General features: G+C 53.9%; 13 protein-coding genes and 1 pseudogene. 7 read left to right on the forward strand and 7 right to left on the reverse strand.

The genetic code is table 11. The annotated features are described in order from the left end of the window. Together LIW51_RS17300 and LIW51_RS17305 are read right to left on the reverse strand one after the other, a co-directional pair. Entirely contained in the window at positions 1 to 2,373 is a 2,373-nt protein-coding gene (locus tag LIW51_RS17300; RefSeq protein WP_227377714.1) for a xanthine dehydrogenase family protein molybdopterin-binding subunit, read from the reverse strand. A 3-nt stretch (positions 2,374 to 2,376) separates the two neighbouring features. After that, the gene (locus LIW51_RS17305) at positions 2,377 to 2,898 is read right to left on the reverse strand and encodes a (2Fe-2S)-binding protein (RefSeq protein WP_227377715.1); all 522 of its coding nucleotides are present in this window, start codon (positions 2,896 to 2,898) and stop codon (positions 2,377 to 2,379) included. Between the two features lie 203 nt (positions 2,899 to 3,101). Between LIW51_RS17305 and LIW51_RS17310 the strand changes: the two genes are divergently transcribed. The 3 genes from LIW51_RS17310 (at position 3,102) to LIW51_RS17320 (ending at position 6,340) form a co-directional block, all read left to right on the forward strand. Next, positions 3,102 to 4,181, forward strand: a complete 1,080-nt coding sequence (locus LIW51_RS17310; protein WP_227377716.1) for a zinc-binding dehydrogenase — start codon at positions 3,102 to 3,104, stop codon at positions 4,179 to 4,181. Between the two features lie 215 nt (positions 4,182 to 4,396). Next, complete coding sequence (gene thrC / locus LIW51_RS17315) at positions 4,397 to 5,647, forward strand: threonine synthase (protein WP_368411820.1); 1,251 nt, start codon at positions 4,397 to 4,399, stop codon at positions 5,645 to 5,647. 450 nt (positions 5,648 to 6,097) lie between these two features. Then, positions 6,098 to 6,340: a hypothetical protein gene (locus LIW51_RS17320; RefSeq protein WP_227377718.1), complete on the forward strand. Its 243-nt coding sequence runs from the start codon at positions 6,098 to 6,100 to the stop codon at positions 6,338 to 6,340. Between the two features lie 121 nt (positions 6,341 to 6,461). On the opposite strand, the pseudogene LIW51_RS17325 reads toward LIW51_RS17320, so the two are convergent. Next, a pseudogene (locus tag LIW51_RS17325) lies at positions 6,462 to 7,010 on the reverse strand (hypothetical protein); the annotation flags it as partial. Between the two features lie 101 nt (positions 7,011 to 7,111). Here LIW51_RS17325 and LIW51_RS17330 point away from each other — a divergent pair. The 3 genes from LIW51_RS17330 to merB all read left to right on the forward strand — a co-directional run bounded on the left by LIW51_RS17330 (position 7,112) and on the right by merB (position 9,201). Continuing rightward, on the forward strand, positions 7,112 to 7,504 hold the full coding sequence (locus tag LIW51_RS17330; RefSeq protein ID WP_227377719.1) for a CopG family ribbon-helix-helix protein: 393 nt from the start codon (positions 7,112 to 7,114) through the stop codon (positions 7,502 to 7,504). Positions 7,505 to 7,829: 325 nt separating this feature from the next. Continuing rightward, positions 7,830 to 8,258, forward strand: a complete 429-nt coding sequence (locus LIW51_RS17335) for an SHOCT domain-containing protein (RefSeq protein ID WP_227377720.1) — start codon at positions 7,830 to 7,832, stop codon at positions 8,256 to 8,258. Positions 8,259 to 8,601: 343 nt separating this feature from the next. Next, on the forward strand, positions 8,602 to 9,201 hold the full coding sequence (merB, locus tag LIW51_RS17340; RefSeq protein ID WP_227377721.1) for an organomercurial lyase: 600 nt from the start codon (positions 8,602 to 8,604) through the stop codon (positions 9,199 to 9,201). Positions 9,202 to 9,291: 90 nt separating this feature from the next. On the opposite strand, the gene LIW51_RS17345 is transcribed toward merB, so the two are convergent. After that, complete coding sequence (locus tag LIW51_RS17345) at positions 9,292 to 9,906, reverse strand: helix-turn-helix domain-containing protein (RefSeq protein ID WP_227377722.1); 615 nt, start codon at positions 9,904 to 9,906, stop codon at positions 9,292 to 9,294. 196 nt (positions 9,907 to 10,102) lie between these two features. On the opposite strand from LIW51_RS17345, the gene LIW51_RS17350 reads away from it, so the two are divergent. After that, positions 10,103 to 11,386 (forward strand): FAD-dependent oxidoreductase, encoded by a 1,284-nt coding sequence (locus LIW51_RS17350; protein WP_227377723.1) that lies wholly within the window; start codon positions 10,103 to 10,105, stop codon positions 11,384 to 11,386. Between the two features lie 95 nt (positions 11,387 to 11,481). Here LIW51_RS17350 and lpdA read toward each other — a convergent pair whose 3' ends face one another. The 3 genes from lpdA to LIW51_RS17365 all read right to left on the reverse strand — a co-directional run bounded on the left by lpdA (position 11,482) and on the right by LIW51_RS17365 (position 14,299). After that, the gene (gene lpdA, locus LIW51_RS17355) at positions 11,482 to 12,867 is read right to left on the reverse strand and encodes a dihydrolipoyl dehydrogenase (protein WP_227377724.1); all 1,386 of its coding nucleotides are present in this window, start codon (positions 12,865 to 12,867) and stop codon (positions 11,482 to 11,484) included. Between the two features lie 103 nt (positions 12,868 to 12,970). Next, entirely contained in the window at positions 12,971 to 13,738 is a 768-nt protein-coding gene (locus LIW51_RS17360; RefSeq protein ID WP_227377725.1) for a cytochrome c biogenesis CcdA family protein, read from the reverse strand. Positions 13,739 to 13,741: 3 nt separating this feature from the next. Next, positions 13,742 to 14,299: a TlpA family protein disulfide reductase gene (locus LIW51_RS17365; protein WP_227377726.1), complete on the reverse strand. Its 558-nt coding sequence runs from the start codon at positions 14,297 to 14,299 to the stop codon at positions 13,742 to 13,744. Positions 14,300 to 14,366: the final 67 nt, after the last annotated feature.

The following is a 14,366-nucleotide window of genomic DNA, read 5'->3' on the forward strand; positions in this document are numbered from 1 at the left end:
CTAGTAGTCTTTCGATTCCTTTAGGCCGGCTTCGACTTTCGCTTTCGTTATGGGCAGGTCGCTAATCCTCACCCCGACGGCGTCTTTGATAGCGTTCGCGACCGCTGCCGGTGGACCCATGTTCGTTACTTCACCAACACTTTTCGCGCCGAACGGTCCAGTTGGTTCATACGATTCGACCAAGATTGACTCGACGCGTTCGGGGATGTCAGTGCTCCGAAGTACGCCGTAGTTCTTGAGCCCGTCCACCTGTGGTGTACCGTCCTCGTCGAATGTGAGCTCCTCTGAGAGTGCCTGTCCGAGTCCCATTACTGCGCCGCCAATCACCTGTCCGCGGGCATTCTCGGGGTTGATGGCGTAGCCACAATCGGCAGCGCTGATGAGGCTCAGCGCCTCGAACTCGCCGGTTTCCGTGTCGACTTCAACTTCGGCAGCTTGAGCTGCGAAGGGCTTGGGCGAGATCGGTGTGAAATGTTCCCCATAGCCCTTGAGTCGACGCTTCGGTCCATCGATGCCTACGAACGCTCTCTCTGCGAACTCTGTGAGAGCCAACTCCTCGCCGTCCGGTGCCTTAATGGTTCCCTCAGCCAATTCGAATGACGTTGGGTCGCCGTCGAGCCAGCGCGTTGCTACCAAACGGATCTTCTCGGCGAGATCAAGTGCGGCCTTCTCGGTCGCATTGCCACTTACATATGTCGTGCTACTCGCGTACGCACCGTTGTCCCAGGGTGTTGCGTCCGTATCGTCGGCTTTCACGTGAATCTCGTGGGTTTCCAGTCCGAGGACCCCAGCGGCGATTTGTGCCATCGTCGTTTCTGCACCCTGTCCGGCATCCCCCACGCCGACCATGAGTGTACACGTACCGTCGTCTTCCAATGTGATTTCGGCACCCGAAAACTCACTGCTTGCGACACCTGATTTGTGCATCGTCAGCGCGACGCCACGGCCGCGCTTATACCGCTCGTCTACATCCTGCTCCGGATAATTGTCCCAATCGACTGCATCGCAGACCTTTTCGAGGCATTCGCCGACACCGACCGATTCAAGCGCTCCCGCACTCTGGCTGTATCCCGGTTCAAAGCCCTCGTCGCCCTCTTGGACGAGATTACGCCGTCGGAGCTCTGTGGGATCCATATCGATGGCCTCCGCCACATCGTCGATGTGGCTCTCGAGTCCGAACGAGCCCTGAACCGCACCGTAGCCGCGCATCGCGCCTGCCGGAGTGACGTTGGTGTAGACTGTACGACCGGTGAATAGCCGATTCTCGCACGGATAGATGGACATCGGTTCGTGTCCAGCATTCGACAGCACAGTGTAGGCGTGACATCCGTACGCACCAGTGTTGGAGGTAATGTCGAAATGAAGCGCGGTGATGGTTCCATCATCTTTGACGCCGGTTTTGACCGAGAGCGTCTGAGCATGTCGGGTCTGCGCAACGTGGAGATCCTCCTGACGGCTATTTTCGATGCGAATGGTCTCGCCAGTCTCCAATGCGAGCGCCGCTGCGATGAGCTGGCTCGGTAAGATATCCTGTTTAACGCCGAAGCCGCCCCCGACGCGTGGCTTGATTACCCGCACGTCTTTTCGATTCATTCCGAGCGCTCTCGCTATGGTGTTCCGAGTGATGTGGGAGATTTGCGTACTCGTACGGAGTACGAGCCTCTCGCGGTCGTCGATCCAGGCAATTGTCGTGTTCATCTCCATCGGGGCCTGCTGAACGATCTGGGTCTCGTACACACCCTCGACGATAGTGTCAGCCTCCTCGAATCCAGCTTCGGCGTTACCCTCTTCGTGACGTGTTTCACAGACGATGTTGTGCTCTATATCTGCATTCCTCTGGGCGTTCTCGTAGTCGTTTTGATCGTGGATAACGGGCGCATCATCCTGCATCGCCTCCGCTGGATCCAGAACGTGCTCGAGCACGTCGTACTCTACGTCTATCTTCTCGACGGCTGTTTCGGCCGCTGTTTCAGTTTCGGCTGCGACCGCCGCGACTGGATCGCCGACGAATCGAACTTTCTCGTTGATGATAAACTCGTCGAATGGAGCTGGTTGGGGATACGGAAACCCAGTTCGAGTGAAGCGCCGTTTCGGTACATCTTTGTGTGTAATAATCGCGTGAACTCCATCGACTTCCTCGGCGGTGCTCGTATCGATCGACGCGATTCGTGCGTGTGCGTACGGACTCCGGAGAACACACACCTCCAAGGCGTGCTCGGTCGGCACGTCGTCGGTATAGCGGGCTCGTCCCGTTACGAGCCCGTGGCCATCGACCTTCTGCACACTCTTTCCTACTTCGGTCTCCCCTTCAGCATGAGCCTCTATCGCTTCGGAATCGATTCCTTGGCCTGTCTCTATCTCAGATTCTGCCATCGTTTAGTCACTCCTTGCTTCAGTTTCGCCTTCGGAACGCATCTGATCTGCCGCGGCCTGAATGGCCTCGAACTGTTGGATGTAGCCCGTACATCGGCAGATGTTTCCCTTTAGTGCACTCCGGATTTCACTTTCCGTCGGATCGTCGTTCTTCTCTAAAAGCTGGACACCCGATAGAATCATCCCTGGGATGCAGAATCCACACTGCGCGGCGCCGTAGTTCAAAAACTCCTCTTGGAGAGGATGGAGTTCCCCGTCCTCAGAGACGAGTCCTTCAGCTGTCGTCAGTTCCTCGCCCTCATACCGTTCCGCCGGTACGAGACACGATCTGACGATCTGATTTTCTCCGTATAGAACGTTACACGCTCCACACACTCCTTCACTACATCCGTTTTTGACACTGTAGTATCCAGCTCGCCGAAGGGCCGCCATGAGTGACTCCCCTTCGTCAAATTCTAATTTCTCGTTTTCGCCGTTGACAACGACGTCAATCCTCTTCTTGGAATTCCCCACCCTAGCGCACATGCTATCAAGTCACAGTTCCCCATGGACACATAAAAACGTATTGCGTGTTTTACCAAGGTGAGGACGAGAAAACTGTCTTGAGTTTCGCAATCTGCGTATGATTTTTAGAATCCTTGCAATATCATGTCAAGTAGCCTGACAATCGGTCATCATGGGGTGAAATTGCACAAACCGTTATATCTAATGCTATGATAGGCTACCACATGGGGGAGACAGTCAGTGGCGAAAGCAGTAGAGAACGGATGATGCATGCGGTAGGCTTTCACGAACACGGGGATATAGAAAAATTTCAATTACTTGAAGTCAAACGACCTGTACCGACGGATGACGAGGTGCTTGTGGACGTTGCGGCGGCCGCACTCAACCATCAAGATTTGTTTGCGGTTCGAGAACTTGACCATTACGTCCCTGAGTACCCATTCTGGGGTGGCGGTGACATCTCAGGGCGAATCACTGAACTCGGCGAGGATGTGGATGGGTGGTCTATCGGTGATCCGGTCGTCGTGAACCCCGCAGTAACTTGCGGGGAATGTGAGTTCTGCATTCAGGGCGAGCACTCTATGTGCAAACATTACCAGGTCTACGGCGAACATCGGAAAGGCGGATTTGCCGAGTACGTCACAGTACCGGCGGAAAACTTGGAACGAGTTCCTGAGAACTATGACCTCGTCACAGCTGCAGCTGTTCCACTTGCGGCCGCCACAGCTTGGCGGGCGCTGTCGACACGTGGTCAAATCAAACCGTTCGAAGATGTCCTGATCGTCGGTGCAACGGGTGGCGTCGGGACGTATGCGATTCAAATCGCTAAGAATGTCTTCAATGTGAACACGCTGTATGCCACAACCAGCACGGAGGAAAAAGCCGAGTTTCTCAGGGATATAGGTGTCGATCACGTCATCAACTACACTGAGGAGAATTTCGATGAGCGTATCTGGGAGATGACCAACAAGCGCGGCGTTGACGTCGTGTACAACAACGTCGGTGGGAATACATGGGTGCCGGCGATGCGGTCACTGCGTAATGGCGGCCGTCTCATCGTTTCGGGTGCGACGGCCGGCCCCAATCCCGAAACGGAGATTCGTCTCATCTTCGTTCGGCAACTCGAAGTAATCGGTAGCACTCAGAACAGTCGTAAAGACTTTCAAGAGGTTCTGGAGTACGTTTGGAACGGCACTATCGAACCTATTGTGCAAGAGGCTTACCCATTGGAGGAGTTCGATCGTGCCTTCAGCAAGATGGCCAACCGCGAACTCCATGGGAAAGTGTTGTTAAGTCAGGAGTGAACCTCTCGGAATCACTCTCTGAGATTTGTGGCCTAATCGTATCCGTGAACCACCTCGGAGTATATCTTCGAGGTACTCAGCCTGTTTTTATCTACAGGCGGCTACCGCAGATTTGTCTAGCCGTCTCGATGTCACCGACAAGAACCGATGTGATGGTCTCAACTCCGCTCCTCTAAACCGACGCCCGTTTATATATGGCACACGTTAACACTACTATGGCAATGAACCATGTGACCACATTAGAATGCACGCTGTGTGGCGCCACATATGACCCTGATCAGGTCATCTATACCTGTCCGGAACACGAGGGGGTCAAGGGAATTTTAGAGGTCAACTACGATTACGACAGTATTCAGGACAACTTCGACGCTCCACTGGATGGTGACATTCGAAGTCAGTGGAAGTATTCGGCATTTCTCCCCGTTGACGATGACGCTGACATCATTTCTTTGAAGGAGGGCGGAACAGATCACTACAACGCGCCACAACTCAGCGAACGACTGGGAGTTGAGACGCGAGTTAAGGACGACGGTCGCAATCCGACTGGCGTATTAAAAGATCGTGCGACGAGTGTAGCCGTGACAAAGGCGCGACACGCTGGCCGAGACGTCATCACGTGTGCATCAACCGGGAATGCTGCGGCCTCCTTGGCGGGATACGCCGCCCGCGCCGGGATGGACTGTCGAATATTCGTCCCCGGCAATGCTCCCGAGGAAAAACTCGCTCAGCCACTCGTCTATGGTGCCGACGTGCTCGGCGTTAACGGCAGCTACGACGAGGCTTATGACCTCAGCCTTGAAGTGACCGAGTCGTACGGCTGGTACAACCGCAACGCGGCCATCAATCCATTTCAGGTTGAGGGCAAGCGAACCGTCGGCCATGAGCTCGCCGAGCAGACTCAGGACGACGTTCCAGATTGGCTGGTGTTCTCGATGGGCGACGGCTGTACGATTTACGGCGGTTGGAAAGGATTCAGGGAATTCTATGATCTAGGATATGTTGACGACACGCCGAAAATGCTGGGCGTGCAGGCAGAGGGTGCAAGCGCGATTCACGACGCGTTTCATAGACACGAAAGTGCTAGTGACGTTGCAGAGACTATCGCCGACAGCATCGCCGTTGGCCGTCCACGAAACACGGTGAAGGCTTGTCGTGCCCTCGAAGAGAGTGGCGGAACCTCCGTGCTCGTTTCCGACGAAGAGATTCTGGACGCAGAACGAATCCTTGGGAGCACCGAAGGTATTTACGCTGAACCGGCAGGAGCGGCACCGGTCGCCGGCGTGCGAGCTGCACTGGCGGACGGCATTATCGAGGAGGACGAAACGGTCCTAGTCGTTGTCACCGGCTATGGGCTGAAAGATACCAAGAGTGCTATGAAGGCCGGTGATGAGGTACAGCACATTGACGCTGACCTCTTAGAGGTTGAGCGTCTCTATCACGACGAGCTTATCAGACACTCCGACTGACTGCACGTCACAATATACTATTGTGACTTCGAAACTGAGCGATTACTTCGTTGAGCACGTAGGAAGGTATTATAGAATGGTTCTTCTGCCCAAAAATTTCGATCAAGTCTGGCTAAATCAGCTCAATATCTTCTTCACCACCCCAAGAGTGCCGCTGTAATCGGTGCGCGTTGGTTCGACGCAACCGGCAGTGGGATCAACCCTCTGGATTCATGCTACTGGAGCACATACCACACACTCGTGGGGAGAGTGTTTTGCCTGTCATCCACACGTCACTCACTTCCCCCACCTTTCCCCCTGGTTTCTCGCGTGCCTTAGCCAATCGGCGTCGCTCTTCACCAACAATCCTGGTACCACCGCTCGAACATACGCGCAGGTGCTATTCGAGGATTTTTGACGGGCAATTATATTTACCGGTGTAGAGAATTGTTCGAACAGGAGTAAGATCAAATGACGACGACAGATACTAAAACAGACGAAAAGGCATCAAAAGACTCCGGCCCGTTCACGGGCGTCCGGAGTTTTCTCACGGCGTGTATGGTTCTCCTCATCGGGGTTGCAGTGGCTCACTGGGCGTTCACGGATAGCAACTTGAGCGGGATTATCTTCGCGCTTTATATTTCCGTCTTCATCTTAGCGGCAATCGGAGGACTCTGGTTCATTGACGTAATTTTGAGCTATCTTAAAAATTAGTATCTCATACTAACCAAAACTACTGGCTTGATCATGGGGATCTTCTTTCTGGAAACGGCGAAGTGGCGCAGCTAACAACAGTCCAATGTAATTTCGTTGGGCGGTCAGAGATAGCCAGGTATTCGTGGTGATGTGTATGACCATCGTGGTGGTGTGACGGCTCGTCGAGCTCACGTGTGTAAACAACGTACTTCTGAACTCCATGATCGTGTATGCGATCGTCATGGTCGTGATCGTGATCATGAGAATGGTTTGTCTGCGTATTCTCATCGTGAGTGTGAGAGTCATCGCCGTGAGAGTGACTCGTGCCGTGGGAATGGCCGCCGTAGTATTCGCGAATCCCGAGGAGGATGAGGAGAACGCCAGCAACGAGGCTTACCGGCCCGCCAATAAAGATCGTCGTCGAGAACAGATCAAGTGGAATTGGTTCGTTGACTTGTGTGAAGTTGAAATGGGATTTTGCATAGAAGAAGAGAGCAACCATCACGAGACTACTAATGAGGTGGCCAACACCGAGAATGAAACTCGCAGCGAAGCCCGCGAACCACTTGTTCGTCTGATCGAGCGCATACGCGGCAGCGACTGGCCACCCGTGACCTAGTTCGATGCCATGAACTGCTCCGAGTGCAATAGCACCGATCAGCAGCCCAAAGGCATCCGATTGCAACATCCGTGAAGAACACAGGGAATCCCAACAGTTAGGGGTTGTTATGACTGAACTTGGACGGGCGTAATAACGGGGTCTAAGTATCGCTCGCAACAAGAACGCGTATGCGAACTAGCCTCAACGTCCCGCAGGAAGTCTTGGACTCGTTCGATGCGACGTGGGAAGCAGAAGGAATGGAATCGCGCTCCCGAGCCGTTCGCGAAGCGATGCAGGAATACATCGAGCGCCATACACAGTTCGAAGATATCGAGGGAAATGCCATCGCAGTGGTTGCATTCGACTACGAACACACCCTCGTTATTGGTGAACTCCATACGGTTCAGCACGAATTTGAGGATGTGATCGGAACAATGCAACATATGCATCACGGCGATTGGTGTTTAGAGACGATTTTCTGTACCGGGCCAGCAGACCGCATTCGTGAGTTGGTGTATCAACTCCGGGATTTCGATGCCGTTGGTCGTGTGAACGTCATGTTTCTCCAGCCCGTCGCCTGACTCGGAGCTGGTGGCGTAGTCCGTCAGGACTAAACTCGGACACAGTGGTATTTTCACCCCTGATTCAAAGAAATAACCCCAGCCATAGGATTACAACCCTACAGTATGGACGCTACTTCTACCTTCGACGCTAGTCTGCAGACCACTCTATGTAATAACTGCGTCAAACTTGAGGAGGAGATACTTGACTATGACGTCGCTGAATCAGTCAGCAACGGTAACAACTGCGCCTAGGCCGAGGGTTACGAGAGTATATAAATATCCCCAGTATAGTGGGAGTCAGCTCAATCACTTTCAATCACGTAGTCTCCCGCAGTGAACTCGCATGGAAACCCTCCGTATGCCGTCGCACCGGCTTAAGAACAACATCACAGATGTCACCTCACTGCTCGTAACACTCGTGTGGATGCTGGCATTGTTCACTGGACAAGACTGGTGGCTTGCAGCACTCCTCGTCGGCTACGTGGCAATTGTTCCACTTGTTGCGTTACTCTCCGGTGACGAATCTGACCGAGAAACGTGGCGGAATACCTGCTCTAGCTGGTGCACGGGAATGCTATCGAACAGATCCTCCGAGATGGTACCCACTGAGGTCGAAGAGAGCGAAGAAACGCCGCTCGAAACACTCCAGCAGCGCTATGCCCGTGGCGAACTGACGGACGAGCAATTCGAACGGAAGCTCGACCAATTGCTAGAGACGGAAATCCTTGAAGACGTAGCAGATCGCGAACGCATCCGTGAACGAGCCACGTAAACACGGATTTACAGTATCTATCTGGGTTTGGGTTTCTACTCATCGATGATACTAGCGTCGTTCTTCCTTGTTGGTAAAGTGCCTCGGGGTTAAGTCCCGAGGCACTTGGTCTGCTTTATCTGTAGAATTACGTTTCACCCTCTAATCTCGTTTTTACTTACCCTCTATCGCTCTGCACTCACAACTACCGTGCTAGTTATCACACACTACTAATGTTTTTCACAGGAATATCCTGATACGGAGAACAGATAAACCCTGTAAGTGACCACTTAAACACTCCCACGTAGATGGGAGTCATCTCCTCGAGGCTGGCGGACCAATGATATATGAGGTGGTCTACCACATGGCGACGCACGCAACCGACACGGAATACCGAGGAGCCGACATCCTACCAGCGCTTAGTGAACAACTCAAACTCATCTTCAGCCTCGATGATGCACCAGCGACGTTGGACGAGTGGGTTGAGATGACCGTCATGCTGCTCCGTGAGGATGATATTACTGTCGACCTCGATGCGCTCTGCACCGATGACTCATCGTGGAACACAGCACGTATCGGTGAAACTACTCACCACTTCCACTGCGTTCTTGACGCGATCGTTGTTCCCTTCCTGGTGGATGAGCTCGATGAGATTGCGATTCGCGCGACGAGTCCGTTGACGGGAAGCATCGTCGAGCTACAGGTGACTCACGATGAAATGATCAGCACTCCAGAGGAGGCGGTGGTGTCTATTGGTGTGGCAACAGACACCACCGAGCCGGATGCAGATGCACTCATCTCTGAAATTGCTTATGAACGATTCTGTCCCTACACGAATGCATTCCCATCTCGGACTGAGTATGAACAATGGGCCGAGGAGACGGATGCCGAAACCATGGCAATCTCAACCGACGAGGCATACGAGCTAGCTCGTGCACTTGACCGGGCGGTTCACGACGAGTGAAAGCTAACACTCCCGCATCGTCCGAGATTCCCTGATCTCAGCGTCAATTTTCAGTCGGTGTATTCAGGATATCCATCGGCACGAACCTCGTTAGTTGGAACCGAGCATCTGCGTCAGTAGATTGCGCTCGGCGCGTTGCAGATGCTCCGAAACGGTCGATGAATCGAGTTCCAGTTCAGCCGCAATGTCTGCAATCGAAATACGGCGCGGTACGTCGAAATACCCCATCCGGAATGCAGTGCGGACGACGTGGCGTTGGCGAGTAGTCAAGGAGTCTAACAGCGACTCAGGGCCGCGATAGTCAGAGACTTTCTGTAGCAAGACGTGGAAACCTGCTTCATTGTATTCCTCTAGAAGGCGATTGAGCGCCTTCTGATCGCCGATGAGTGAGATATCGAGTCCGTCCTTGGTGATTCGTATTCCTCGGTTTGCAATCCCTAATTCGTGTTGAGGGCGCAGCGTCTTAGGGAGGCCGGGCATCGTGAGTTTGAGTAGATAGACGATGCCTGCATCTAGCTGGTCGACGCGTTCCCACCACTCGACGTAGTCAAGCGCGGACAATTGCTCCTCCTGGAATGGGTGCTCGACTTGGACGGCTAGAATGCCGCCCGGGCCAGTGCAGACAAGTTCTGTAATCCCTCTGAGTCCTGCCTCACCGCACAGCGAGACGAACTCTTCGAGTCCGAGAGCCCTGAATTCCGACATTGGGATCCGAACAACGGCTTCGCGCATTCCATGCAATAACTCGAGTGGAATGTGTATAGCTGTTGCGCGGCTGATTCGACTACTAGTGAGTTTACAGGGTCGAGCAAGTTGTGAACCAGTGATTTTGCTCCCCCAACAACGCTCATACTATAGCTTAATGAGTAGGGAGAACGTGTTTGCTGGATAGCGACCGACGATGGCAACAACCGATGCAGATCGTGAGTCTTCGATTGAGTGTGATGTGGTCGTCGTCGGAGCAGGGCCGGCCGGCTGTGTGCTAAGCTATCTCCTTGCTCGCAGCGGCGTCGATACTGTGTTGCTGGAGCGCCACAGTGACTTACACCGCGAGTTTCGAGGGTTCTTCTGGCAACCGCTTGTCGGCCGACTCTTCGATGAGATGGGCATCCTCGAGGATGTCCTCGCGCTGCCCCACGAGAAGATACTGAATCCACACGTCGTCATCTATGGCCGTGAGTACGAGATGTTTGACTTTCGGGAGATGCCAGGGCCGCACAACTATGGGCTCCTGATGGAGCAACCACCGCTTCTCCAGTTGTTTCTCGAACAGGCGAACAACTATCCGACGTTCGAGTATCGCGACCAAACACCAGCAAAGGACTTGATCACCCATGATGGAGAAGTCGTCGGTGTACGTGCAACAGATCGTGGGTCGGGCACTGATCTCACCATTGAGAGTCGACTCGTCGTGGGTGCTGATGGTCGGTATTCGACGATTCGGAAGAGCGCCGATATCGATCCAGGCATGTTCACGTCGCGTCTCGAATTACTATGGTTCAAGCTTCCAAAAGCGGTCATTAACGAGGCTTCACAAGTGCGGTTTGGTGCCGGTGGGCAGCTTTTCTACTTTGGATTGGGTGAGAACGAGGCACAACTCGGTTGGGGGATCAAGAAAGGCAGTTATCCCGCACTCCGCAAGCGCGGTATCACGCACTTTCATGAGCAACTCATCAAGACTGACCCGAATCTCGCTGGCGCGCTTCCCGAGCATCTCCCTGATTTCGAAGACTGTTCGCTCTTGCATATCGAACCGGGGTTGAGCGAGGAGTGGGCACGTGACGGACTTCTCCTCATAGGTGATGCAGCACACGTTGCAAGTCCCGTCGGCGCGCAGGGCAATAGTCTCGCCATCCAAGACGCAGTCGTTGCTCACCCGATCATCATGACCACACTATCGCAGACAGACGGCCCACTGCCGGCACAAGCACTCCAACAGGTTGAGGATGTGCGCAAGCCAGCCGTTGAAGGTGTCATCCGGTTCCAGCGTCGTGCTGAACGCGGATTTACCGCTCTGGTACTCTTCGGTGATCGTGTGCCGGATTCACTCAAGCGACTCTTTTTGCAGACGTTGTTCACTATCGTGTCGCGAACACCACTAACACGTCGTGTGCGGGATCGGATGGCAGGAGGACAACGCGATGTGCAGGTCGCTACCTCCTATTTCATCGACGCTGGAAGGTGACCTAAGTCCCATTCATCGTTTGTTAGGTGGCCGTTGACGAACAATTTTGTTTGTGACTTCCGTGGTAGATCGGTATGACATGTAATGGAAAATCTTTACGACGGCTTGTGTACGCCGCCAGCAGCTGAGTTGATAACCTCCGGTAGCGTCGGGTGAATGTGAATCATGTCTGCAATATCTTCAGCCGATCCGCCGAGTTTCATTGCAATGACGATCTCGTGAATTAGGTCGGCACCCTGCTCACCGACGATATGACCGCCGAGGATATCACCGGTGTCTGCGTCAGAAACGATTTTGACGAAGCCCTCGGTCTCACCGAGCGCTTTCGGTTTCCCCTGGTCAGCATAGTCCGATTGACCAACCGCGATTTCATATCCCTGCTCTTTCGCTTGTTCTTCGGTCAGCCCGACGCGGCCAACCTGCGGGTCGGTGAAGACGGCGTGGGGGACAATTCGGTCGTGAGCTTCGATCGTCTTGTCCTTGATCAGGTGTCGATAGAGGAGGTCTGCGTCGTTCCGTGCAGAGTGCGTGAACATCGGTCCACCGACGACGTCACCGAGCGCCCAAACAGGATCCGCCGTGGTCTGGAACTGTTCATCGATTTCGATAAAGCCTTTCTCGTCGGTTTCGATGCCCGCCTTCTCAAGGCCAATAGTATCACTATTGGGTTGGCGGCCAGCCGCGATGAGCACATGTGAGGCATCGACAGTTACCGTCTCCCCGTCTTCAGTTGCAGAAACCTTGATATCTGACTCGGTGGATTCGAGTTGGTCGACGCTTGCATTCGTTCGCACGTCGATCCCTTCGGACTCGAACACTTCCTGTATCTCGGTGCCTACGTCGGAATCTTCCTGTGGGAGCAGGCGATCACCTCGTTGGAACATCGTCACCTCTGTGCCGAATCGTTCGTACATCTGGGCGTACTCACAGCCGACGTATCCACCGCCGACGACTGCAAGATGGCGCGGGACTTCCGTGAGCTCGATTGCACTCGTACTGTCTAGGGTTGATACTTCATCGAGTCCTTCGATTGGCGGTTTTGCTGGTCGAGCGCCAGTGTTCACTACGATCTTGTCCGCGGTGAGCACGCGGTCATTGACTGTGATTTCGGTCGGCGATTCGAAGCGACCGCGTCCCTCGATGAGGTCGAGATTTTCCGTGTTCTCAACATTGGTGTAGGCACCCTCGCGGATACTTTCGAGAATACGCTGCTTCCGTTCGACGACGGCCTCCATGTCGGTATAGGCTTCTCCTTCACGATTGATCCCGAACACCTCCGCGCGGTCGACGAGGTTTGCGACTTCCGCGCTCCGGATCATCGTCTTCGTCGGGATGCACCCGCGATTCAGGCATGTCCCGCCGAGATAGCTATCTTCGATTAGCGCCGTTTTCAGCCCTTTTCGTGCGCCTTTGATGCTCACTGGCAGTCCGGCCATGCCTCCGCCGAGAACGATGAGGTCGTAGGTGTCGGTGGTACTCATTCTAATACTTGTTTGTACATCGAATCATAAAGAGTCACCGGCAAAGGTTCCAAGAGGGCATCCTCAAGAGTTGAGGTGAGCCAACCTGTATGGTCGAGGCAATTCACAGCATTTGGATCTGTGCGTAGTAGTAGAGCATGTATACCCCGGCTCCAATCAGCAGAACCGCGCTCGCCCGTTCGACGTATGGAACAAGCGGCTGAATGCGGCGGGCGGTCTCCTCCTTCGCCACAGCTACAAGCACCGTCATCACCACGAACAGCCCGATCATCCCACTTGCGTATCCCGTCAAGACCGTGATCGCGCCTAGAATTCCATCAGTGGAAAGCGCTGTCAGTGTAATGCCGAAGAACACGGGGGCAGTACACCCGAGGGCGGCCCCAGCGAACAGCAGGCCAAAGACAAAGAACTGTTTTGGCGAGGCCTTACCCCACTCAGGTAATTGCACTGAGCGTGAGAGCCATGTCGCGCGATTTATGAGCATGAGCACGCCGAGACCGAGGACGACAAGTCCGACGATTGGAATCAACACTGGTATAATGCGCGTCAGGACATCGCCGAGGACGCCAGCAATGGCCGCAGTGACGGCAAACACGCTCAGCATCCCCGCACTCGCCAACCCACCGAAGAGGACGCCGCGCCGGAGACTCGCCGTGACCGACCCGCCGTCAGCGCTCGTCGTTGTCTCTAGCGAGGTAGATGTCGAGGATGCGTCCGCCGAGAGGTAATATGAGAGATACGCGGGAAGCATCGGAAGTGCACACGGCGAGAAGAACGATGTAATCTCGCCGGAAAGCCCCCACGTAAACAGACTCCAGCTTACGCTCCTAATCGCGAGTGGTGCGACAGTAGAGAATAATTCGCTGCTCATGATTCAGAGGAGCTTCTTTAATTCTCTCTTGAACTGCGTGACCGACGTGACGTCCGAGTCCGTATAGACGGTCACGCCGTCCTGATTGATAATATAGGTCGTGTCAAGCGACGTGAGACGATACTTTTGGATGAGTTCCTTCGTTCCCATTGCGTGAATCCAGTCACCACCATATTTTTGCTTGAATGTCTGGAGATCTTGCATACTGTCTCGATCCGGGTCCATATCGATGGAAATCAGACGAACATCCTCTCCGAATTTCTCATGCACCTGCTTCAGATTGTGCTCCTCTTGCTTGCAGGACGTGCACCAGGCAGCCATGAAAAACAGCGCTGTTGGCTTCTCAACGGGGTGGAGTGAGACTGTGTTCCCTGCCGTTGTCTGTAGGCTGAAGTTCGGAAGTTTCTGATCAACATGTAGTTCCGTCTTTGCCTCTGAGCTTGCGGACTTACTAGCCCCACCGTTTTCACTCGATGAGTCGGGGTGTTGAGTCTGCTCTTGAGAGGAGTCGTTGCCTCCGGAACAGCCTGCAAGCCCAGTTACTGTGCCGGCACCGATCATGGTGAGTAGAGTTCGTCGTCTCATAGTTCAATGTATATTGAGATATTGATTTATTATGCTCTGTTTA

It is taken from the genome of Haladaptatus halobius (genome assembly GCF_020618475.1).
GTDB classification, from domain to species: domain Archaea; phylum Halobacteriota; class Halobacteria; order Halobacteriales; family Haladaptataceae; genus Haladaptatus; species Haladaptatus halobius.

What these genes read in the sequence shown, in the direction of transcription:
- LIW51_RS17365 (WP_227377726.1), bottom strand. Translation starts at nt 14,299, where the DNA reads ATGATCGGTGCCGGCACAGTAACTGGGCTTGCAGGCTGTTCCGGAGGC.
- lpdA (WP_227377724.1), bottom strand. Translation starts at nt 12,867, where the DNA reads ATGAGTACCACCGACACCTACGACCTCATCGTTCTCGGCGGAGGCATG.
- LIW51_RS17345 (WP_227377722.1), bottom strand. Translation starts at nt 9,906, where the DNA reads ATGTCGGAATTCAGGGCTCTCGGACTCGAAGAGTTCGTCTCGCTGTGC.
- LIW51_RS17350 (WP_227377723.1), top strand. Translation starts at nt 10,103, where the DNA reads ATGGCAACAACCGATGCAGATCGTGAGTCTTCGATTGAGTGTGATGTG.
- LIW51_RS17320 (WP_227377718.1), top strand. Translation starts at nt 6,098, where the DNA reads ATGACGACGACAGATACTAAAACAGACGAAAAGGCATCAAAAGACTCC.
- thrC (WP_368411820.1), top strand. Translation starts at nt 4,397, where the DNA reads ATGGCAATGAACCATGTGACCACATTAGAATGCACGCTGTGTGGCGCC.
- LIW51_RS17300 (WP_227377714.1), bottom strand. Translation starts at nt 2,373, where the DNA reads ATGGCAGAATCTGAGATAGAGACAGGCCAAGGAATCGATTCCGAAGCG.
- LIW51_RS17330 (WP_227377719.1), top strand. Translation starts at nt 7,112, where the DNA reads ATGCGAACTAGCCTCAACGTCCCGCAGGAAGTCTTGGACTCGTTCGAT.
- LIW51_RS17310 (WP_227377716.1), top strand. Translation starts at nt 3,102, where the DNA reads ATGGGGGAGACAGTCAGTGGCGAAAGCAGTAGAGAACGGATGATGCAT.
- LIW51_RS17305 (WP_227377715.1), bottom strand. Translation starts at nt 2,898, where the DNA reads ATGTGCGCTAGGGTGGGGAATTCCAAGAAGAGGATTGACGTCGTTGTC.
- LIW51_RS17335 (WP_227377720.1), top strand. Translation starts at nt 7,830, where the DNA reads ATGGAAACCCTCCGTATGCCGTCGCACCGGCTTAAGAACAACATCACA.
- merB (WP_227377721.1), top strand. Translation starts at nt 8,602, where the DNA reads ATGGCGACGCACGCAACCGACACGGAATACCGAGGAGCCGACATCCTA.
- LIW51_RS17360 (WP_227377725.1), bottom strand. Translation starts at nt 13,738, where the DNA reads ATGAGCAGCGAATTATTCTCTACTGTCGCACCACTCGCGATTAGGAGC.